Origin of the sequence: Xenorhabdus vietnamensis (assembly GCF_002127535.1) — a bacterium.
GTDB classification, from domain to species: Bacteria; Pseudomonadota; Gammaproteobacteria; order Enterobacterales; family Enterobacteriaceae; genus Xenorhabdus; species Xenorhabdus vietnamensis.
In genome coordinates this window covers 34,481-57,347 of the sequence record NZ_MUBJ01000025.1, presented here as the reverse complement: position 1 = coordinate 57,347, position 22,867 = coordinate 34,481, and the positions used below count along the sequence as shown (strand labels likewise).

18 protein-coding genes are annotated in these 22,867 nt (G+C 42.4%); 13 read left to right on the top strand and 5 right to left on the bottom strand.

The features are described 5' to 3' along the window. The first annotated feature begins 279 nt into the window (after nucleotides 1–279). Nucleotides 280–1,542, top strand: a complete 1,263-nt coding sequence (locus tag Xvie_RS17360; protein ID WP_086110433.1) for an MFS transporter — start codon at nucleotides 280–282, stop codon at nucleotides 1,540–1,542. Between the two features lie 167 nt (nucleotides 1,543–1,709). Here Xvie_RS17360 and Xvie_RS23375 read toward each other — a convergent pair whose 3' ends face one another. Beyond that, nucleotides 1,710–1,913, bottom strand: coding sequence for a glutathione binding-like protein (locus Xvie_RS23375; RefSeq protein ID WP_244175705.1), 204 nt, complete (start codon nucleotides 1,911–1,913; stop codon nucleotides 1,710–1,712). A gap of 140 nt (nucleotides 1,914–2,053) precedes the next feature. Here Xvie_RS23375 and tus point away from each other — a divergent pair, with 140 nt between their 5' ends. Beyond that, nucleotides 2,054–2,980 carry a DNA replication terminus site-binding protein gene (gene tus, locus Xvie_RS17350; protein WP_086110432.1) on the top strand — a complete coding sequence of 309 codons (927 nt, stop codon included), beginning with the start codon at nucleotides 2,054–2,056 and terminating at the stop codon, nucleotides 2,978–2,980. Nucleotides 2,981–3,169: 189 nt separating this feature from the next. Here tus and fumC read toward each other — a convergent pair whose 3' ends face one another. Further along, nucleotides 3,170–4,564: a class II fumarate hydratase gene (gene fumC, locus Xvie_RS17345; protein ID WP_086110431.1), complete on the bottom strand. Its 1,395-nt coding sequence runs from the start codon at nucleotides 4,562–4,564 to the stop codon at nucleotides 3,170–3,172. A gap of 173 nt (nucleotides 4,565–4,737) precedes the next feature. Here fumC and manA point away from each other — a divergent pair, with 173 nt between their 5' ends. The 3 genes from manA to add all read left to right on the top strand — a co-directional run bounded on the left by manA (nucleotide 4,738) and on the right by add (nucleotide 8,816). Continuing rightward, nucleotides 4,738–5,910: a mannose-6-phosphate isomerase gene (gene manA, locus Xvie_RS17340; protein WP_086110430.1), complete on the top strand. Its 1,173-nt coding sequence runs from the start codon at nucleotides 4,738–4,740 to the stop codon at nucleotides 5,908–5,910. A gap of 172 nt (nucleotides 5,911–6,082) precedes the next feature. After that, on the top strand, nucleotides 6,083–7,606 hold the full coding sequence (locus tag Xvie_RS17335) for a YdgA family protein (protein ID WP_086110429.1): 1,524 nt from the start codon (nucleotides 6,083–6,085) through the stop codon (nucleotides 7,604–7,606). Between the two features lie 208 nt (nucleotides 7,607–7,814). Continuing rightward, nucleotides 7,815–8,816, top strand: a complete 1,002-nt coding sequence (gene add, locus Xvie_RS17330) for an adenosine deaminase (RefSeq protein WP_086110428.1) — start codon at nucleotides 7,815–7,817, stop codon at nucleotides 8,814–8,816. A 67-nt stretch (nucleotides 8,817–8,883) separates the two neighbouring features. On the opposite strand, the gene Xvie_RS17325 is transcribed toward add, so the two are convergent. Continuing rightward, nucleotides 8,884–9,876 carry a bile acid:sodium symporter family protein gene (locus Xvie_RS17325; protein WP_086110427.1) on the bottom strand — a complete coding sequence of 331 codons (993 nt, stop codon included), beginning with the start codon at nucleotides 9,874–9,876 and terminating at the stop codon, nucleotides 8,884–8,886. Nucleotides 9,877–9,912: 36 nt separating this feature from the next. Continuing rightward, a complete protein-coding gene (locus tag Xvie_RS17320) occupies nucleotides 9,913–10,953 on the bottom strand; it encodes an oxidoreductase (RefSeq protein ID WP_086110426.1) in 1,041 nt (346 codons plus the stop codon). Between the two features lie 181 nt (nucleotides 10,954–11,134). Between Xvie_RS17320 and Xvie_RS17315 the strand changes: the two genes are divergently transcribed. The 8 genes from Xvie_RS17315 to nth all read left to right on the top strand — a co-directional run bounded on the left by Xvie_RS17315 (nucleotide 11,135) and on the right by nth (nucleotide 18,122). Next, nucleotides 11,135–11,575: a DUF2569 domain-containing protein gene (locus Xvie_RS17315; RefSeq protein ID WP_086110425.1), complete on the top strand. Its 441-nt coding sequence runs from the start codon at nucleotides 11,135–11,137 to the stop codon at nucleotides 11,573–11,575. Between the two features lie 118 nt (nucleotides 11,576–11,693). After that, nucleotides 11,694–12,275, top strand: a complete 582-nt coding sequence (gene rsxA, locus Xvie_RS17310; RefSeq protein WP_086110424.1) for an electron transport complex subunit RsxA — start codon at nucleotides 11,694–11,696, stop codon at nucleotides 12,273–12,275. Continuing rightward, nucleotides 12,275–12,898 (top strand): electron transport complex subunit RsxB, encoded by a 624-nt coding sequence (gene rsxB, locus Xvie_RS17305; RefSeq protein ID WP_086110423.1) that lies wholly within the window; start codon nucleotides 12,275–12,277, stop codon nucleotides 12,896–12,898. The genes rsxA and rsxB overlap by 1 nt, the downstream gene beginning before the upstream one ends. Further along, nucleotides 12,891–15,020 (top strand): electron transport complex subunit RsxC, encoded by a 2,130-nt coding sequence (gene rsxC, locus Xvie_RS17300; protein ID WP_086110422.1) that lies wholly within the window; start codon nucleotides 12,891–12,893, stop codon nucleotides 15,018–15,020. The genes rsxB and rsxC overlap by 8 nt, the downstream gene beginning before the upstream one ends. Nucleotides 15,021–15,032: 12 nt before the next feature. Next, nucleotides 15,033–16,112 carry an electron transport complex subunit RsxD gene (gene rsxD / locus Xvie_RS17295; RefSeq protein WP_086110421.1) on the top strand — a complete coding sequence of 360 codons (1,080 nt, stop codon included), beginning with the start codon at nucleotides 15,033–15,035 and terminating at the stop codon, nucleotides 16,110–16,112. A gap of 14 nt (nucleotides 16,113–16,126) precedes the next feature. After that, the gene (gene rsxG / locus Xvie_RS17290; RefSeq protein WP_086110420.1) at nucleotides 16,127–16,753 is read left to right on the top strand and encodes an electron transport complex subunit RsxG; all 627 of its coding nucleotides are present in this window, start codon (nucleotides 16,127–16,129) and stop codon (nucleotides 16,751–16,753) included. A 2-nt stretch (nucleotides 16,754–16,755) separates the two neighbouring features. Continuing rightward, nucleotides 16,756–17,475, top strand: a complete 720-nt coding sequence (locus tag Xvie_RS17285; RefSeq protein WP_086110419.1) for an electron transport complex subunit E — start codon at nucleotides 16,756–16,758, stop codon at nucleotides 17,473–17,475. Between the two features lie 14 nt (nucleotides 17,476–17,489). Next, the gene (nth, locus tag Xvie_RS17280; RefSeq protein ID WP_086110418.1) at nucleotides 17,490–18,122 is read left to right on the top strand and encodes an endonuclease III; all 633 of its coding nucleotides are present in this window, start codon (nucleotides 17,490–17,492) and stop codon (nucleotides 18,120–18,122) included. A gap of 88 nt (nucleotides 18,123–18,210) precedes the next feature. On the opposite strand, the gene Xvie_RS17275 is transcribed toward nth, so the two are convergent. Then, nucleotides 18,211–22,863, bottom strand: a complete 4,653-nt coding sequence (locus Xvie_RS17275) for an RHS repeat-associated core domain-containing protein (RefSeq protein WP_244175704.1) — start codon at nucleotides 22,861–22,863, stop codon at nucleotides 18,211–18,213. Nucleotides 22,864–22,867: the final 4 nt, after the last annotated feature.

Genomic DNA, 22,867 nt, shown 5'->3' with positions numbered 1-22,867 from the left:
CAATAGAACAGATTTTACATTGGTCAGACTGGAGACGGCGGCATCAATACCGGGCGCAACTATGTCACTATCGCCGCCGGGGAGATCATCGGCTTACAGAGCAATTACGGCTGTAGTACTAAGTTCAATGTTAGTAGTCATTATCTATCACCCAATTGATACTTTTAAAGTATTGTTCCTAACTATTAATATATTAGACAAAATATTTTTGAATTCCTATCCTTGATCTAAATCAAGTAATTAACGTTCGTTTTATCTGAATAAGGAAAAGGAAGTAGCGTGAATACAATCCAAAGCGTCAGTGAAAAATCAGCAGTCTCTGGCGTTGAAAACACGATTAATTCAGGACACAGAAGTAAACAGCATTATATTCAACGTGAAGATACTGCATATCTACATGTCACTCTTTCGTTTTTTACCGTTGGGCTGGCAACTTTCGCATTGCTCTATTTTATCCAACCTATTTTGCCTATTTTGTCAGAAGAATTTAACATCTCACCAGCCAATAGCAGTTTAGCGCTATCACTTTCTACCGGTATGTTGTCTCTGGGTTTGCTAATCACAGGTCCTTTATCCGATGCATTTGGTCGTAAAAATGTCATGGTAATATCACTGATTGCTGCCGCCATTTTTACTCTCTTAAGCGCCGTAGTACCAAGTTGGCATGGGATCTTGTTTATCAGAGCATTAGTAGGTTTGTCTATCAGTGGAGTTGCTGCTGTTGCAATGACCTACTTAAGTGAAGAAATTCATCCCAGTTATGTTGCTTTATCCATGGGACTCTATATTAGTGGTAACTCAATAGGAGGAATGAGTGGACGTTTGATTACTGGCGTAATTTCAGATTACTATTCGTGGAGATTTGCAGTCATTTTATTAGGCGCTTTTGCTCTAATCTCCGCCATTACATTTTGGAAGCTGCTTCCGGAATCCAAGCATTTCAAATCAAGCTCACTAAAACCTAAAACGTTACTTATAAATTTGAAGATACACTTTCGTGATCAAGGCCTTCCCCTTCTATTCGCTGAAGCTTTTTTAATTATGGGGAGCTTTGTCACCATGTTTAACTACATTGGCTATCGATTATTAGAAACGCCTTATCACTTGAGCCAAGCTATCGTTGGATTACTTTCTATCGTTTATCTCACAGGAACTTACAGCGCAGCTAAAGCTGGTACGCTAATAAATAAACATGGCAGAGGAAAAGTGTTGTTAGTGGCCATTGGTGTAATGTTGGTTGGTTGTGTAATCACCCTATTCTCCCCCATTTGGGTAGTTATTCTAGGAATGATGATTCTAACAACGGGTTTTTTTGCCGCCCATGCAGTGGCTAGTGGATGGGTAGGACAAAGGGCTAAACGAGCAAAAGCACAAGCTTCATCACTTTACTTATTTTGTTATTACTCTGGTTCTAGTATTGTGGGGACATTAGGTGGAGTATTCTGGTTCCATTTTGCATGGAACGGTGTTGCTGCATTCATTTCATTATTAACAATTATAGCTATTTATTTAGGCTTTAAACTCAATAAATTACCAAAATAAGAAAAAATATAAATGCCGACATAAACTTAATTGAAAGTTTATGTCGGCATTTTTCTAAGTGATATACATTGAAGTAATGTGGGTAGCTTATTTTTCATTTTCTATATTCAATTTTGTTAAATATCCATTTTTTTGGTGTTTGTGTTCTTATTTTTTGTATTTAGTTGTTATTGTAGAGTTTTCATTGCCCTGTCGATGTAGTGTTCGATGTTCTTATCCATAGGTATCCCGCATAATTTTGCCCACAGAAGAATGTGTGACATGAATATATCTGCCAGTGTGAAGTTTTCTCCTGCTATCCATTTGTAATTCTCGGTTAGATTAACCTGAGAAACAGCCTTACTTGCTTCACTCCTAAAATAATTAACCAGGTCAGGTGAGCGCTGATTTTCAGGAACGAAAATTAGTTGTTTTAATAGGCTTTATATAGGTGTTTCAAGGTTGTATTTAGTTTGGTTAAATAGTATGTTGTAACTAAAAATGTAAGTATTGGATATAAATGAGAATATTTATGAATAAGTATCTTTCAATAGAATCACTGACAAATTGCTTCAAAAAACAAGAAGAAAAATTGGCTGAATTGGTCAGATTGTTAACGGATTATAACCTTATTGATGCCCGGGCATTTGAATTACCTAAAATAGAGAAAGGCGCAGAACATGAACAAGTAACCGAAATTATAGTCAATCCACTATCCGGGAAAGAGGCACTAAATATAGGTTTACACTTCTACCAAAAACTATTTATACACCATAACAATCCTAATATCAGCAGCAAAGCTGCGAGCCGCCTTCCTGGAGCACTATGCTTTACTGTCAACCACCAGCAACATAAAGAAGCAATGGAAATAATTGATGAAGTAAATCAATTAAAAATAGAGCTGGAAAATATCGTTACCAAAGAATCAGGTGTTAGTAAAGAGCAACGCTTTGAATTCGTTCATGAACACTTACGAGGCCTCATTACCCTGAATGCTTATCGTACTATCACTCCCCTATTAAACCCTGATTCTATTAATTTTGGCTGGGCCAATAAGAACATCATTAATAAGCTTACCAAGCAACAAGTTCTGGAAAGTCTGGAAAAAAGCCATAATGCAGGAAGAGCAGTCCCACCCTACTCCAGTGAACAATGGACAGCATTAGTAGCATTAGAGATTACAGATATCAAGAAACTACCCGATGATGTGGTATTGAAAATTAAACGGCCAGTTAAAGTACAACCTATTACTCGTGTATGGTATTCAGAAATACAAAAACAAGTTCAATATGCTTGCCCGATTCCTGTTATTGTTTTCTGTACAGAAGATAAAAAAATCGAACCCAAACTCGGTACGTTGTCTAACTACAACGCCAATGCAATTAAACATAGGCATAAGCCTAAAGCCAAACCACTTGAATTGGTAATTCCTCGCCTACATCTATACAGAGAAATCTAAGATGCAAAAAAACTGAATAAGGTACATTGTCTTCTATAAAGCAGATGGGCTTGTGAATAAAATAGAATTGTGGAATTAAAGTGGCAGTAATTTAAGGCACTCCAACATTTCCCTAATAAAAAACCGGAGAACATTTACTCCGGTTTTTTAATTCAGTAACGTAAGTGAATTATTTGCTCATAACAAGCATTACTTCATGCTACCAACCATATCTTCTGGACGAACCCAAGCATCAAATTCAACTTCAGTTAAATATCCCAACTGAAGTGCTGACTGCTTCAGGGTCAGGCCTTCTTTATGCGCTTTTTTGGCAATCTCTGCAGCTTTATCGTAACCAATATGAGTATTCAACGCAGTTACCAACATCAGTGATTCGTTCAGCAACTGGGTGATACGATCATGGTTAGGTTCAATACCAATAGCACAATGCTCATTAAAACTGCGCATACCATCCGCCAGCAAACGAATAGATTGCAAGAAGTTATGAATAACCATCGGGCGGAATACGTTCAATTCAAAGTTACCAGACGCTCCACCAATATTGATCGCCACATCGTTACCCATAACCTGGGCGCATAACATGGTCATTGCTTCACATTGAGTTGGGTTCACTTTGCCTGGCATGATAGAACTACCTGGCTCATTTTCAGGAATGGAGATTTCACCAATGCCACAACGAGGACCAGAAGCTAACCAACGAACATCGTTAGCAATTTTCATCAATGATGCAGCTAAACCTTTCAATGCACCATGTGAATGAACCAACGCATCACAAGTTGCCAGTGCTTCAAATTTATTTGGTGAAGTTACAAAAGGCTGGCCGGATAATTCAGCAATTTTCTGAGCAACACGAACTGCATATTCAGGATGAGTATTCAGGCCAGTTCCCACCGCTGTACCACCCAAAGCCAGTTCACACACATGAGGAATGCTATCTTCAATGTGTTTCAAGTTATGCGTCAACATAGCTGCCCAGCCGGAAATTTCTTGGCCTAAGGTCAGTGGCGTTGCATCTTGTAAGTGAGTACGGCCAATTTTTACGATATCTTTAAATGCTTCAGCTTTGTCTGCCAGAGTTTTTTGTAGCACTTTTAGCTTTGGTAACAGATGTTCACGTACTGCAATTACTGCCGCAACATGCATGGCAGTGGGGAAAACGTCATTAGAGCTTTGGCTCTTATTAACATCATCATTAGGATGAATCAGGCGCTCATTGCCCCTTTCACCCCCAAGGATCTCACTACCACGGTTCGCCAACACTTCATTCATATTCATGTTGCTTTGAGTTCCCGAACCGGTCTGCCAGATAGCAAGAGGGAATTCTGTCGGATGCTTGCCTTCCAACACCTCTTTCGCCGCAGCGATGATTGCATCACCACGTTCTTTGGGTAGAAGACCAAGATCCATATTGACGCTGGCTGCTGCTTGTTTAGTCAATGCAAGAGCATGAATCAATGCAACAGGCATTTTTTCCTGAGAAATGCGGAAATGCTCCAGTGAGCGCTGGGTTTGCGCTCCCCATAATTGGTCAGCAGGTACTTCTATAGGCCCCATTGAGTCTTTTTCAATGCGAGTGGCTGCCATTACTATCTCCTTAGCACACAGAATAATTGAATACGCCGCAACAAACTTTGCAGATAAATTAGTCGGCATTTTTTATCATGCCATAAATTTGATATCGATAATGCGACCTAATCGTGTTTATTGTATTGTTGTCTATAAATTAATTTACTTTTTTATTAGTAGGAAATTACGCCATGCTGAAAATGACCAACAACATCCAACATTATGGCTGGGGAAGTAAAACTGCCCTAACGGATATTTATGGTATCGAGAACCCTGACAATCAGCCAATGGCAGAACTATGGATGGGAGCACATCCGAAATGTAGTTCGCAGATCACAGATCCTCAAACGGGCGAAACTATTGCCTTGAATACCTTAATTGACAAAGCACCAGAAAAATATCTCGGAGAAAAGGTTGCTCAGCAATTCCAGCGTTTACCTTTCTTGTTCAAAGTATTGTGTGCCGCTCAACCACTGTCTATTCAAGTGCATCCTGACAAGATATCGGCTGAAATAGGCTTTGCTAAAGAAAATGCTCAGGGAATCCCTTTAGATTCAACACAGCGCAACTATAAAGACGATAATCACAAACCTGAGTTGGTTTATGCATTGACACCGTTCAAGGCCATGAATGCTTTTAGGCCTTTATCTGAGATCACGCAATTGCTGGGTTATGTTTCTGCCGCACATCCAGATATTCAGACATTCCTCCATCATCCAACCGAGCAAAACTTATCGTTTCTATTTTCACAGTTACTCAATATGCAAGGCGAACAAAAACACTTGGCAATCGCAGTCTTAAAATCAGCATTAAACAGTTATCAGGGTGAACCGTGGGATACCATAAAAAAAATAACTTTATTTTATCCCGATGATAATAGTTTATTTGCCCCTCTCCTGCTCAATGTAATTGAACTCAAGCCAGGCCAAGCAATGTTTTTACATGCCCGCACTCCTCATGCTTACCTTGACGGTGTAGCATTAGAAGTTATGGCTAATTCTGACAATGTCCTGCGTGCCGGTTTAACTGGCAAACATATTGACGTTCCCGAATTAATGGCGAATCTGGACTTTATTCCAAAATCTACCGATACTTTGCTAACCATACCAAAACAGGAAAAAGATGCCCTAAATTACCCTGTTCCGGTCAATGATTTTTGTTTTTCTGTTTATTCTGTTTCAGAACAACCATTTTCATTGGAAAATGATTCAGCATCGATTTTGTTTTGTGCTGAAGGACATGCGGTTATCAGCACTGATAAGCAGCAATTGAGACTATTCTCAGGTGAATCAATCTTCTTATCTGCTATAGAGAGAACCGTAACTATTTACGGTAACGGGAAAATAGCTAGAGTATCTAATTAATTCATCTATATTCATATGGTTATGATTATTTTCATAGGTTGTTAATCACATTTTCAGTGAAAACTGATTAAAATCACTTTAGCTAGACTATACACTTAACAACCATTTTTGGCATAAAAACAAAACGCATACATTTACCATGTTATATGCGTTAAAAGGACGGAATTCTCACATGAAAAGATCGTTAGTTGCAGTAAGCATTGTTGTTGCTCTGGGTGCTGTATGGACCGGAGCGTCATGGTATACAGGTAAGCAACTTGAAAGTCGTTTAGATCGCTTCATAGAAAAAACAAACATTGAACTGAAAAATTCAGCACCTGAAAGTGGGTTCGAATGGCAAGCAAAAGATTTCAAACGAGGTATTTTCAGTTCTGATGTCCGTTTGATCTTAACCACCAAAGGCGGTATGAAAGAGGTGGGAATTAAACCAAATGAAGAAATTATTTTCAAATCGACTATTGATCACGGGCCATTCCCCATTTCCAATCTGAAAACATTCAGTCTGGTGCCGAAAATGGCTTCTATCCATTCAGAACTTGAAAAAAGCGATGCACTAAAAGAATTATTTAATTTCACAGATGGGAAATCACTGTTTAGAGCAGATACTAACGTTGGCTATAGTGGTTCACTCTCTGCCAATATTGATTTTATCCCGATTAATTATACCAAAATCAATAAAAATGGTGATCATCGGGTTCTATCATTTGCAGGAGCAAAAATCAGCGCCAATACTGACCGCAATTTAAGCGTATTTTCATTCACTGCAAAAAGTGAAGAATTATCTTTCAGTGATCCTGCCAAAAAAGAAACAATTTCGCTTAAAGGAATTGATTTCAAAGGGGATAATAAAAAAGGTAATTTCGATACTTATGTAGGCGATCAAAGTTATAGCGTTGGCGAATTCAGCATAAATGGAATTCCTAATGAACCCAATATTTCTCTCAAAGGGATAAAAATCACTACTAATTCACACGAGGATAAAGAGAATCTAAATATCAAAGTTACCAGTAGCATTGATGGTGTAAAAATTAAGGATATAGAATTAGGTTCCGGTAAGTTAGAACTGGGCCTGGAAAAGTTAGATGGTCAGTCTGTGCGTAAATTTAATCAGGCCTATAATGATGCAAGACAAAAAACATTGACTGTGGATGGATTATCTAATGATATGACTTCCTACACTATTCTCAGTAACTTGCACCTACTCCTGAACAAAAATCCACAATTCAGCATTTCACCTTTCAAGTGGAAAAACAGTGAAGGTGAAAGTTCAGTGGATTTCAGACTTTCCTTACAAAACATTCCGGAAGATAAAAATACGGTATACCGTATGGAACCTGAAGAAATGATCCGTTCTTTGGTTAAAGATTTATCATTGAACATTAACATACCTAAAGCTATGTTAATAGAATCTATCGCACAAGCAAATGAGCTAGACGGTAAAGACAAAGCCGCCACTAAAATTGAAGTTGAGCAGCAAGTACAAGCTGTTGTACGCAATGGAAGTAAATTTATCACCAATAAAAATGGAGTTATTGGCCTTAACTTCCACTATGCTAATGACAAAGTTAAATTAAACGACAAAGAGTCCAGCTTACATCAATTCCTGCTTGATAATAGTCTTGCCGAATCCTATGATGATGCGGATGGTGAAGAAAGTCAGCATGATAATGAGTCTGAACTTCCGGCCACTGAATAAGTAACTAGCTGAATAACAGTCGCCATAACAAATAACCAGAACCCGAAATTCGGGTTCTCCTACAAGAAAGTACATGCTTTAGGTTAAAGAACCTATTCAGCTAACATATTGCTAACACTAAGATATCAATAGTGCTTTCACTTTCTTGCCAGTCAACGTGTTGACTGGCTTTTTTGTATATATAAAATTTGATAAGAAGGATAAAAAAATGATTGACATACAACTTCCACTGACCGATTTACACCGTCATCTTGACGGTAATATTCGTCCCGAAACCATTTTGGATCTTGCCCGTCAACATAATATCCCACTCCCGGCCTATGAACTGGAAGCATTACGCCCTCATGTCCAAATTATTGAAAATGAGCCTAACCTCGTTAGCTTTCTACAAAAATTGGACTGGGGTGTTACTGTTCTGGCCGACTTAGAAGCTTGCCGCAGGGTTGCCATTGAAAACGTTGAAGATGCTGTCAATGCAGGTCTTGATTATGCGGAGCTGCGTTTTTCCCCTTATTACATGGCCATGAAGCACCAACTTTCCGTTGAAGGTGTCGTAGAAGCAGTCATCGATGGTATCCAATCAGCAAGTCAGCAGCATGATATTCAGATCCGCCTAATTGGCATCCTGAGCAGAACATTTGGTGAAAAAGCTTGCTCCCAAGAATTATCCGGATTGCTTGCCCATAAGCAACATATCACCGCATTAGATCTGGCAGGTGATGAATTGGGTTTCCCTGGTCATCTCTTTGAGCAACATTTTAACCAAGCGCGTGATGCAGGCTGGAATATTAGTGTACACGCAGGTGAAGCAGCAGGTGCGGAAAGCATTTGGCATGCGATTCGTGAGTTAGGGGCTACTCGTATTGGACATGGCGTGAAAGCAATCACCGATCCTGCCCTGATGGATTATCTGGCTGAACACGGCATTGGTATTGAATCCTGCCTGACCTCAAACCTTCAAACCAGCACAGTCTGCTCCCTGCAAGCTCATCCGCTGAAAAAATTCCTTGAACATGGCATTTTGGCATCAATCAATACAGATGATCCGGCAGTAGAAGGTATTGAAATTCGTCATGAATATAATATTGCGGCGCCAGCAGCAGGACTGTCTCCAGCCCTGATCAGACAAGCGCAAATTAATGGATTAGCAACTGCGTTTCTCAGTGAAGCAGAAAAACAGGCCCTGAAATACAAAGTTGCCAACCGCTAAGAAATACTACTTGTTCCAAATTTTTACAAAAATAGCATTTCAAAAACAGTACTCTTAAGGCAGAAAACTACTCTGCCTTTTTTGCCCTCAGGCGCTGAGCATAATGCTGAGCAAGTACAGCACAGACCATTAGTTGAATCTGGTGGAAAATCATCAATGGTAACAACATCATACCAACCATTGACGCAGGAAACAGGACGTTAGCCATCGGCACACCATTCGCCAGGCTTTTCTTCGAACCACAAAATACAATGGTAATTTCGTCTTCTTTGCTAAATCCCAGCAAACGCGAGCTATATACATTCATGACTAACACAACAGCCAATAAAATACAGCAGACGATCCCAATCATAAGAAGTGAGTAAGCATCGACTTTATGCCAAATTCCCTCCACCACCGCCTCGCTAAATGCAACATAGACCACCAGCAATATAGAAGAACGATCCGTCATGTTGACCAGTTTTTTGTGTCTTTCCACCCAACTGGCAATCAAAGGACGCGATAAATGCCCTGCGATAAAAGGTACCATCAGCTGCAAGATAATATCTTTTATCGCTTTCCATGTATCGGTATGAATACCCCCTTCATGAGTTTGTTGAATTAAAAAACCAACCAACAATGGAGACAAAAATACGCCCAATAAGCTTGAAGCAGAAGCACTGCATATTGCCGCAGCAACATTTCCACCAGCAACTGAAGTAAACGCGATAGCTGATTGTACTGTGGCAGGCAAGGCACAAAGATAAAGAAATCCCATATAAACCGTCGGTGACATCCATTCTGGAACGATAAAACTTAATCCCATGCCTAATGTGGGAAACAAGATAAAAGTGCTGGTGAAAATTACCAAATGCAACCGCCAGTGTCCTATCCCTGACAGAATAGCGCTACGCGATAACTTCACGCCATGCATAAAAAATAACAACGCAATAGCAGCCGTTGTTAAATACTGAAACCACTTTTTAGCTTCGCCTTCACAAGGAAAGAACGATGCAATGATGACCACCGTAATCAATATCACCAAAAAAGGATCGATTCTTAATTTTTGCAACACATTCATCAATATAGCTCCCCTTGCCTACCTGCCAGCGTGTAATTAATCAATTAAAATTGTGCGTTGTTCTTTTGCTGATTTTTCACCTGCTTCAATCAGCTTCATGATCAAAATAGCTTCGCTGGCAGTCACTGGGTTAGGTTTTCCAAACAAAATCGCATCACGAACAGCAGCATAATAAGCTCCATAGTTACCCGGTATAGTTGGGATAACTTGCGTAACCAAAACCTCACCTTGTGACAACGTCATATAACCATTTCGTGCATCATATCCCCAGTCTGCCCGTGGCGGCCTTTCTCCTGCTTTCAAGCGCTCTTCCTGTGTATCAAGTCCATATTTGGTATAACTGCCAGCCATACCATGCAATGTATAAATAGGTGACTCTGCCGCTGCGAGCATGGTTGCATGTAATGCAACTTTCAAATCAGGGTAAGTAAGCTGCGCATGAAAATAATCCGCAGTCTCTGCATTCGGGCGGATCATACCTAAATCTGTTGTGATAGCTTGTGGCTTACCAAAGAGTTGAACCGCCTGATCCAGTAAATGGGGAGCTAAATCATACCAAATACCGCTACCTGCCCCGGCAGCTTCGCGCCAACGCTGACGAACAGAGGGACGATAACGATCAAAATGGGATTCATAATATTTCAATGCCCCTAATTTATTTTCTTTAATGATTGATTGCACTGTCAAAAAACCAGAGTCCCAACGACGATTATGGAACACAGACAGCAATAAATTCGCTTCTTCCGCTTGTTTTTTCAGTAATTGAGCTTGTTCTACAGTAATGGTAAAAGGCTTATCAACGATAACGTGTTTTCCCGCAGCCAGCGCCTTTTGCGCCAATGGGTAGTGAGTATCATTTGGTGTTGGGATGACAATAAGGTCAATAGTGGGATCATTGAAAAGAGCTTCTGGCGAAGAAGCGACTGATATCATAGGCCAATCTTTTTTAACCTTATCTGCATCACTGCTGGAGATTGCAACTAATTCAACATTGGATGTCCCTGCAATCAAGGGAGCATGAAACGTTTTACTTGCATAGCCATAACCAACCAAACCCACTTTTAAAAAATCACTCATAACCACCTCTAAAAAATGATCGTAATATCATGGTTCGTAATACCATAAACTGGTGACAAGGCGTCAGAAAATATCATCACCTATCACACGTTATCAAATAATCCTGATTCCTGTGCTACTATCTTTTTCCTATAATCTTTTTCCTATATTAAAGACACTCATGATGGAGTGAAGACTTTTTATGTATCAATCCAATGATTATTATCGCATCAACGGCTGGTTATTAGCGCCCGCTGCATACCTAATAATGACATTAATCGCAGCCAGTTTTATGCTGCTGTTATATACGATGATGTTTACCCATAAAAATGAAGCAATTCATCAAATCAGTGGTAGCTTTACCGCGTTGTGGTATACCTCTGTATTAACCACGGCAATAATGTGGTGTTTTACTGTATGGGTATTGAAGTTACTTTTTACTCGCTCAAAACAATTCCCACGTATTTTTATTATTTGGCTGATGGTGTCTGTGCTGATTGCGATAAAAACTTTCGCTTTTTCCCCTATTTCTGATGAAATGGCAATACGCTCCCTATTATGGTCATTGCTGGCTGCTGCCGTTTTCACTCCTTATATTAAACGCTCACATCGCGTAAAAATGACTTTCACACAAGATCGATAACATACCCCATAATTGATTGTTATGATTGCCCCGCTTTCCCCACTTAAGTGTGGGGAATTTCTATTCAGACTATATAAGCAGTATTCCACTTTCTAATATATTATTTTCAGGTATAGCAATGACTGAATACCTTTTGTTATTCATTGGCACAGTTTTGGTCAATAACTTTGTTTTAGTAAAATTCTTGGGGTTATGCCCTTTTATGGGGGTATCCAAAAAGCTGGAAACCGCCATAGGTATGGGGCTGGCAACAACTTTTGTTCTCACCCTTGCCTCTATCAGCTCATGGCTGATAAACACTTTTATTCTTGTCCCGCTTGATTTGGTTTATTTGCGAACTCTTAGCTTTATCCTTGTCATTGCAGTCGTCGTACAATTTACTGAATTGGTCGTCCGCAAGACCAGCCCAGCACTGTATCGCCTGTTAGGGATTTTCTTGCCACTGATTACAACCAACTGTGCTGTACTTGGTGTTGCATTACTGAACGTCAATCAATCCCACGGCTTTTTACAATCTGCCGTATATGGCTTCAGCGCTGCGGCTGGTTTTTCCCTTGTCATGGTGCTATTTGCCGCCATTCGGGAACGTCTGGCTGTTGCCAATATTCCTGCCCCTTTTCGTGGTTCATCGATAGGGCTTATTACTGCGGGATTAATGTCCCTCGCATTTATGGGCTTTAGTGGTTTGGTGAAATTCTAATGATGTCATTATGGGTTGCTATCGGCGTGTTAGGAGCACTGGGGTTAGCCTTTGGTTTAATTCTGGGTTTTGCTGCTCGTCGTTTTAAAGTAGAAGAAGATCCGATTGTTGAAAAAATTGATAATTTATTACCCCAGAGCCAATGTGGGCAATGCAGCTATCCCGGTTGTCGCCCTTATGCGGAAGCAGTTGCCAACAATGGCGAGATGATCAATAAATGTGCTCCCGGTGGCGAGCAAGTTATGATCAAGATATCTGAGTTGCTTGGTGTTGAGCCGCAGCCGCTGGATGGCGATGATAGTATTCAAAATCCTGCCAGAAAAGTGGCTTTCATTGATGAAGAAAATTGCATAGGCTGCACGAAATGCATTCAAGCGTGTCCTGTGGATGCCATCATTGGCGCAAATCGTGCCATGCACACCGTTGTTGAAGATCTCTGCACAGGTTGCGACCTGTGTGTCGCGCCTTGCCCAACAGATTGCATTACGATGATCCCAGTTGCTACCACTACCTCAAATTGGAAATGGGATTTAAACACCATTCCAGTAAAAAACATTCCCGCAACACCAGAGCCGACTTTGTTCTCTCCTGCTAAGCCTGTTGAGGTTAAAATCAATGTTTAATCTGCTCAACTTACTTAACAAGAATAGAATCTGGGATTTTGATGGTGGCATCCATCCACCGGAAATGAAACTGCAATCCAGCAGCACCCCGTTACGCCATGCCCCATTGCCGGATGAATTAATTATTCCCCTACAGCAACATTTGGGGCCAGAAGGTGAACTGCGGGTTAAAGTGGGTGATAAGGTATTGAAAGGCCAGGCATTGACGCTTGGAATGGGTAAAACTCTGCCTGTTCATGCCTCCACATCAGGAACAATTACCGCAATAGAACCTTGCGTCACAGCACACCCTTCTGGACTAAAAGAACTTTGTGTCCGGTTGCATCCTGATGGTAAAGATCAATGGATAGAACGTAATCAAGCCGCTGATTATACAACGCTGGATGCTAATGAAATATTGAAACGCATTCAGCAAGCAGGTATTGCCGGCTTAGGTGGTGCGGGTTTCCCTACTGAAACAAAACTGAAAGGTGGTCGACACAACCTCAAGACTTTGATCATCAATGCCGCAGAGTGTGAGCCCTATATCACCGCTGATGACCGTTTAATGCAGGAACATGCGGAAGAAGTTATTGCAGGTATCCGTATTTTGATGCATCTGCTCAATCCAAAGCAGGTATTGATCGGTATCGAAGATAACAAACCCGGCGCAATTAATGCCCTAAATACCGCTCTCAATGGTGATAAATCCATCATTGTGCGAGTTATTCCAACCAAATATCCTTCTGGTGGCGCCAAACAACTTACCAAGATCCTGACCGGAAAAGAGGTTCCTTCTGGTGGACGTTCTTCTGATATCGGCGTTCTTATGCAAAATGTGGGTACAGTAGTCGCTATAAAGCGAGCCATTATTGATGGAGAGCCATTAATTGAGCGTGTCGTCACACTAACGGGAGAATCTATAACCTCTCCCGGTAATTTCTGGGCCCGCCTTGGTACACCGGTTCAATTCCTGTTACAACAAGCCGGATTTAAATCAGGATCAGAACAGATGGTCATTATGGGTGGGCCATTAATGGGTTTTACTCTACCTGACTTGAGTGTTCCCATTGTAAAAATCAGTAACTGTATTCTGGCGCCTTCAATACAAGAGATGGAACCAAAAGAGATTGAAGAGGCATGTATTCGCTGTGGCTTATGCGTTGAAGCCTGTCCGGCTGGATTATTACCTCAACAACTTTATTGGTTCAGTCGTGGGCAAGAACATGAAAAAGCCAAAAATCACAATTTATTCGACTGTATTGAATGTGGTGCTTGTGCTTATGTGTGCCCAAGCAATATTCCCCTGGTTCAATACTATCGACAGGAAAAAGCTGAAATACGTGCCCTTGATGCTGAGACACGTCGCTCGGTTGAAGCCAAAATTCGGTTTGAGGCTAAACAAGCGCGTATGGAACGAGAAAAACTGGCTCGTGAAGAACGCCATAAAAAGTCTATAGTTCAAGTCGATAGTAAAGATCAGAATGCTATTCAAGCCGCCCTTGCCCGTGTAAAAGAAAAACAAACAACTGCCGGAGAAACGATAACTATACAAGCCGGACAATTACCTGATAATGAAGAGGCGATTGCAGCACGTAAGGCCAGAAAAGAACAGTTGCGTGCCCATCAGGCAGAAAAACAAGCCCCTACAGGCTTGGATGCAAATACATCAACATCGGTGGGTGAAGACAGTGATCCGCGTAAAGCCGCCCTCGCCGCTGCAATAGCCAGAGCAAAAGCGAAAAAGGCAGCCCAAAGCAGCGAAGAAGTGACAATGTCACCGCAAACAGTTTCCGAAACACCGGAAGAAACCGACCCGCGTAAAGCGGCTGTCGCAGCAGCCATTGCCCGTGCCAAAGCCAAGAAAGCCGCGCAAAACCAGCCGGAGCCGATACCACCACAAGCGGTTTCCGAAGCACCGGAAGAAACCGACCCGCGTAAAGCGGCTGTCGCAGCAGCCATTGCCCGTGCCAAAGCCAAGAAAGCCGCGCAAAACCAGCCGGAGCCGATACCACCACAAGCGGTTTCCGAAGCACCGGAAGAAACCGACCCACGTAAAGCCGCTGTCGCAGCGGCTATTGCTCGTGCCAAAGCTAAAAAAGCGGCTCAAGCTCAAGAAGAACAAAAAATTACAACAGAATAGTGAAATTCATCGATGAAATTTAGGCCAGTAAAGACTGACAATAACCCGTTAAAAGTCGCGAGTTCGCCTTTTACACACAATCAAAAAAGTACCAGCCAAATTATGTTTTGGGTGGTTTTAGCTGCCATACCCGGTATTGCTGCACAGACCTATTTTTTTGGCTATGGAACTTTGTTCCAGATCGCGTTGGCTGTCATTATCGCATTATTAGCTGAATCCGCTGCTATTGCGTTAAAAAAGCAATTAGTACTTCCCTATCTCAAAGATAATTCTGCTTTAGTTACAGGATTACTTTTAGGGATTAGCCTGCCACCATTAGCACCATGGTGGTTAATCATGCTCGGAACATTTTTTGCCATCATTATCGCTAAGCACTTATATGGGGGGCTTGGACAAAACCCGTTTAACCCTGCCATGGTTGGCTACGTTGTTCTGCTGATCTCATTTCCTATACAAATGACCAGTTGGATGCCACCGGATTCTTTACAGGCATTCACTTTAACGCCGTGGGATAGTCTGATGGTCATTTTCACAGGACATACGCCAGATGGTTCTACTTTATTACAACTGCAACAAGGCATTGATGGATTGAGTCAGGCAACACCACTGGATAGTTTTAAAACTGGCAGACTCACTCATAATATTAATGAGGTATTGCAACAACCTATTCTACAAGGCGTTCTGGCGGGCATTGGCTGGCAGTGGGTTAACATTGCTTATTTGGCCGGTGGCCTGATTATGCTCAACCGAAAAGTCATTAACTGGCAAATCCCAACGGCATTTATTTTATCATTAGGTGCCTGTGCATTACTGAGTTGGCTTATTGATCCCACTCGCTATTCACCACCATTATTGCAACTCCTTTCCGGCGCAACCATGTTAGGTGCCTTTTTTATTGCTACCGATCCGGTTAGTGCATCAACAACACCAAAAGGTCGCCTGATTTACGGGGCCATCATTGGTGGGCTTATCTGGGTAATCCGTGTCTATGGTGGTTACCCAGACGCTGTTGCCTTTGCGGTATTACTGGCAAACATATGTGTACCGCTTATTGACCATTACACTCAGCCTCGTGCTTACGGCCATAAATAGAAAAGGAGATTACCATGTTAGAAACTATGCGTCGTCACGGTATTACCCTCGCAATTTTCGCCGCCTGTACGACAGGATTAACAGCAATTATTTATTCGTTGACAAAAGATCGCATCGCAGAACAAGCGGCTTCACAACATAAGGTATTGTTGGATCAAGTTGTTTCACCTAACTTTTATAATAATGATATGCAAAATGAGTGCTATCTGGTGACAGATAAAGTATTGGGCAATAATCAACCTCACCGTCTTTATCTCGCCCGTAAAAATGACGTTCCGGTTGCTGCTGCATTGGAAAGCACAGCGCCTGATGGCTATTCAGGCGCAATTCAATTATTGGTGGGGGCTGATTTCTCCGGCAAAGTATTAGGTGTTCGTGTGACTGAGCATCATGAGACCCCAGGTTTGGGAGACAAAATTGAAACCCGAATTTCCGATTGGATCTATGCTTTTTCTGGTAAGAAAGTGATGTCAAAGAACGATGACAACTGGGCAGTTAAGAAAGACGGTGGAGAGTTTGACCAATTTACCGGTGCAACCATTACACCTCGTGCCGTTGTCAATGCCGTTAAACGGACAACCCTTTATCTGGAAAAAGTACCAGCACAACTGTCTTCGCTGCCAACTTGTGGAGAGAAATAATCATGAATGAAACCAAAAATCTATTTATTCAGGGGCTATGGAAAAACAACTCCGCATTGGTGCAGCTTTTGGGGCTTTGCCCTTTATTGGCTGTATCCTCCACCGCAACCAATGCCTTAGGATTAGGTTTAGCCACTACACTGGTTTTATTGAGCACCAACATTGCCGTATCCGCTTTGCGTCGTTGGGTGCCTCATGAAATCCGTATTCCCATTTATGTGATGATCATTGCGTCCGTTGTTAGTGCCGTTCAGATGCTCATCAATGCCTTTGCCTTCGGGTTATATGAATCATTGGGGATTTTTATTCCGCTAATCGTTACTAACTGTATTGTTATTGGTCGGGCGGAAGCCTACGCATCTAAGAACTCAATCTATCATTCAATGATTGATGGCCTTGCGATGGGGTTCGGTGCAACCTTTGCCCTGTTCGTGCTGGGTGCGATACGTGAAATTCTGGGTAATGGCACATTGTTTGATGGCGCGGATTTGCTGCTAGGTAGTTGGGCAAAATCACTGCGAATTGAAATTCTCCATATGGATTCCCCTTTCCTGCTTGCTATCCTGCCACCCGGTGCCTTTATTGGACTAGGCTTAATGCTGGCCGGAAAATATCTCATTGATGAACGTATGAAGAGCCGAGCAGAAAACAAAGAACGCCAATGCTATATAGAAAAAAACAATGTAGAAAAAGGCTGTGGAAGCCATATCACAAGAAGCTGAAGGTGCAATTAGCTATGAATCAACAAAAACGGGTTGAGATACTCACCCGCTTACGGGATCACAATCCACACCCCACTACCGAATTAGTTTTCAATTCCCCTTTTGAATTGCTGATCTCCGTTTTACTGTCTGCACAGGCGACAGACGTCAGCGTCAATAAAGCAACGGCAAAGTTATACCCTGTTGCCAATACACCGCAGGCGATCCTTGATTTAGGGGTTGATGGTTTGAAAGAGTATATAAAAACCATCGGGTTATATAACACCAAAGCGGAAAATGTGATTAAAACCTGCCGGATTTTGCTGGAAAAGCATCAGGGTGAAGTGCCGGAAGATCGCACAGCATTAGAAGCGCTACCGGGAGTGGGGCGAAAAACGGCTAATGTTGTGCTGAACACCGCTTTTGGCTGGCCAACCATTGCCGTTGATACCCATATTTTTCGCGTCAGTAATCGGACGCAATTTGCACCCGGCAAAAATGTGGATGAAGTGGAAAAGAATTTATTGAAAGTGGTGCCCGATGAATTCAAGGTGGATTGCCACCATTGGCTAATTTTACATGGCCGCTATACTTGTATTGCCCGTAAACCTCGCTGTGGATCTTGTATTATTGAAGATCTTTGTGAGTATGGGGATAAGACGGAATAATAAACTATATTTGGTTAATCTCCCGCTAGTTAAGGCGGGAGATTAACTAGATCAAAAACAGGAAATTCCACAAATTTAGAAACAAGGTCTATTTAAACACAGGATATGCTGTTTTTATTATGCCACCTCTATTATTTGCATTAAAGTAACCTCTAATTTCCATGTCATGAACAATTTTTCCCATTAAAGGGTTTGTATTATTATATTTTCCTAACCAACGTCCTCCTTGAGTTGTTGAATGCCCCGAATTTTGAAACGCTTGTAATATTGCCTGCCTAACTTGATCTTCTCTCCAATTATCAGGAAAAAATGTTGATTCTTTATGTAAAGAAATCCCATCTTTACCCGTTATCTCAACATTTGCTTTATATACACCATTACCATCTCTAACAATAGATTCTGGAGTATCCACTACTTTAGCATTTGGAGGATCAATACCATTCTCACGATAATGAAAGCCACCACCCGTATCACCTTTATATACATGATTACCATCAATGCAAGGAACTAAACCAAATGGATCAATCCATCTTGTAGGATTGTGCACATACCCATACGGGTTCATCCCGCCCAACAGCCCGATCGGATCAAACGTCAAATATTGCCCTACATCACAATCATAATACCGAAACCGATTATAATATAACCCGCTTTCCTCATCCTCATACTGCCCGGCGAATCGCAGATTACAGCTAACATAATAATCCTCATCATTGGCAGCTAATAGCGGCATTCGTTCAGCTTTTCCCCATGTTGTCAACCGACTTGCCCAAACCAGCTTACCGGATTCACTCAGTATTTCCCGTGGCGTCCCCTGATGGTCACTGACGATGTAATACAACTTGCCTTTTTCATAGCGGGCAGAAAGAGTTAATGCTCCCGGTTGATACAACCAGAAAATACTGCGATCGTAGGCAGGTGTACCATCCGCATAAAGTGGAACCTCTTCAACCAACTGGTCACCACTCCAGAGATAGTCATACCCCATAATGGTATCGGGTTTTGCCGTTAAATCCGGTTTTCCATCCAGCCATCGTTGCAGGTTAGCCGCAGCCAGTTTGCCATCGTGCACTTTCAGCTTGCGGATACGCCGGCCAAAGGCATCATAGCGATAGTGCCAGCGTGAACCATCCGGCGTTTCACAGTGGGTTAACTGGTTTTGCGTATCCCAACGATAACGCCATACCTGTAGGCGAAAGCCATCATGGTGTTCGGTTTTTTCCACCTGCCGACCATTGTCATCATAACGGTAAGTGACATTGCCACGCTTAATAACCCTTCCTGCCTGCTGATATTGTTCAAATTGCTTAATTGCTCCTTGTGCATCCACCAGCACATGTTGGCTCAAATTGCCATTAGCGTCATAGCGGAACTGTTCTTCATAGGGTAACCGACCATTAAATGTGGCGCTGATAATCTGGTCATTCTGGTTATAGCAGTAACGAGTCTGTCCCCAAATATCATCATCAATCCTTCTGACGCTGTACGCACGGTCATATTGCCAGCTACGGTTAACCGCGGTGGCCTGTGGTGGGAAATGGGGATCATTTTGTGCCAAAGTTTCACGAAACAGCACTGTGGCTCGCCCGGCGGATTGGTGCGCCAGCAACCCTGTCGAGGTATATCGGCTGGCAAGAATAAAACCTTCTGCACTTTCCCGAACAACTTCCCGCCCCAAGGCATCATGGCTCAAAGTCAGCGGCGTATGTTGGTTAAACTGAAAATGGTTAACAGCCCCCATCACGTTATAACCAAAGCGCAGGGTATGCTCACCGATAGTTTCCGCAGTTATTTGTTCAAAATCATTCCATTCACGGGTAATTTCCCGCCCATTAATGCGTTCACAAACGGGCAAACCCTTCGCATCATATTCATATTCCACCACCGCATCGTCATTCGCTGCTCTGATAATCTGGCGACGGGCGTTATATTCATAAGTAGTAACCGATTTCAGTTCTTCCTTATCTCCCGCCTGATACCAAGTTTCCTGTCGGGTCAATAAACCTGCCGAAGAGTAATGCCAGCGCAGTGAGTGATTATCAGGGTAACTAGCCTGAATGCGACGCCCCAACGCATCATACTGATAATCAATGGTGCGGCCGGTAAAATCGACTTCACGGATAATCTGACCAGCGGCATCCCGCTCATAGCGATAGGTTTCCCCTGTCGAGGCCGTAACAGAGCAAAAACGGGTGAGACGATCATAGCCAAAGTGTAATGTTGTACCATCCGGGCGGGTAATATGGGTCAATAGGTCAAAAGCACCATAACTGTAGCGAGTAGTGCGGCCTTCTCCATCAGTAACCGCAATAACACGCCGTTCACTGTCATATTCCATATGCTGGGTAACGCCATCCGGCAATTCAACTTCTGTCAGGCTGCCATTATCGAGGCTGGCATGAACAGGGCTATAGCGGTAACGGGTTTCCTGCTTAAGTGCATCGGTAGTACGGCGTAAACGCCCCAGTTCATCCAGTTCCAAACTTGTCGTTTGACCATCTGGCGTCATAACCGCAGCAAGCCGCTGATGTTCGTCATAGGCATAGTGCCATTGCCGACCATCCGGCAACAGATGCTGCCGCAATTCTCCGTGAATACCGTATTGATACTCTTCTTGATGCCCTTGTGGATTAGTGACAGCGGTTAGATTGCCCTGCTTATCATGATGAAATTGCCAGATATCGCCTGTGGGTAAAGTAGCCTCAATAAGCTGGCCGTGTTCATCATAGTCATAGTAAAAAGCTTCGCCGGTTGGTAGAATAATTTCGGTTAACGCACCGTCATTGTTATAGTCAAAAGTGGTATAACCTCCCAGTGGATCAATTTCCCAAACCTTCTGGTTGTAACGCCATTGCGTACGGATTTCACGCCCTAACGGATCAACCTCACGGATCACCTGATTATTCTGGTTGTAATAGGAAAGGGTTTTTCCGCCTTCAGCATCAAGATAAGTGGTAACGCGAGCCTCATCGTCATAGATAAAACGATCGTCCCAATAACCTGCGGAAGAATGGGTGGAAATTACCCGTCCACGTTCATCATAGTGAATATAAAAATCGGTCTTATCCGTATCATGCCAGCGGGTCATAAACCCTTGTGCGGTGTATTCATGCCAGAGATGGTTTTGCTGAAAGGCATCACATTCTGCCAAATAACCGTGCTGGTCATAATGGCAAGTGACCAGACGCTGTTGTATCTGCTGAAAGTGGTAATCCACTGTCCGCAGTTGATGATCCTGATAGCGGAGGGTTAACCGGAAACCATCATTGCGTATAACTTCAGTCAACTGATGCTGGTCGTTATAAATAAACTGAATATGATTCTGATGGCGATCGGTGATCGCTGACAGCCGACGCTGATTGCCGTCAAGATGGTTAAAGTGGAAAGTTTGCTGGTTCTGTTTGTTGAGCAAACAGAGTTCACCATCAAGTTCTCCGGTCAACAAACAATGCAAAAGATGGCGGTTGCGAACCAAAACTTGATTTTCCGGCACAGAAAAATCATAAATCTGCCCGTCGGCATCGGTAAAATGGACTGTTTCGCCGTTTACCACTAATTGACGTGACCAGTCATCGGCCCATTTTCGCCCTAATAACCCGTTCAGGCAGGCGGTAGAACGATAAGTTCGGGTTAAGGTAATCGGTAACAAACCGGGGATGGAAATAACTGAAAACGTTTGTAGATAATCGCCAGAGGTGATATCGACAGGTTCTCCTTTTCCACAACTGCCACCTTTACACGTAGAAGAATGTTCTTGATCAGATTGGTTGTCTGAATCGTTTTCTTTCTTGCCCTCTTTTTCTTTTGATTTCTTTGAATTAGTCGATTGATCTTTTTTCTTTTCGCCTTTAACTCGGCTTCCTTTCTCTGTTTTAGCGATAGATTTGGTTTCATTCAGGGCTTTTTTTGCTTTGAGAACATCAGTCACTACTCCTTTCCCTTTAGCGGCCTTAGAAACAAAAGCCACAAACTTAGAACCTACTTTGATAAATGTCTTTACCTTACCAGGACCAACAAATAACGAAACAACCTCACCTATCAAAGCACCACCTTGCTCACCAGGAGTACGTAATTCCATACGCATAGCTCCCAAAGCACCTTGGACTATATCTCCATACTTTTGACTAAAATTAGAAAATAGTTCTCCTACCTTATTAGCTCCTACCAACTTCAATCCTTCTCCTAATAATGCCAATTCCGCTTGAGGAATTTTCTCTATCATTTGAGCAAGATCGATTACAGAATTAAAAAGCCCCTTTCCAAACCCTTTTATTGCTTCTCCAGGATTTTTTACTGCCTCAGCTAAGTTTTTGCCTTGCTCACTAGCCCAATCAGCAATGTTGTCCACAATCTTACGGATATTTTCCTCACCCCATCGGTCAAAGTCAGAAGGCCCTTTTCCAAACATGTTGTCCACAATCTTACGGATATTTTCCTCACCCCGTCGGTCAAAGTCAGAAGGCCCTTTTCCAAACAATGAGTCAGTGGCTCTCTCACCCAATCGGTCAAGGTCAGAAGGCCCTTTTCCAAACAATGAGTCAGTAGCTCTCTCACCCAATCGGTCAAGGTCAGAAGGCCCTTTTCCAAACAATGAGTCAAAGAAAGAAGGTTTTTCTTCACTCGGTTTAACATGTGGATTCGCTTCTCTGGGACGCCTTTTCGCCCGCTTTGGCTGACCAACAATAGTCCCCAGCGTATTCCCCGTACCAGTCGGACTATCATCTTTTGCTCCTTTTGCCATATTT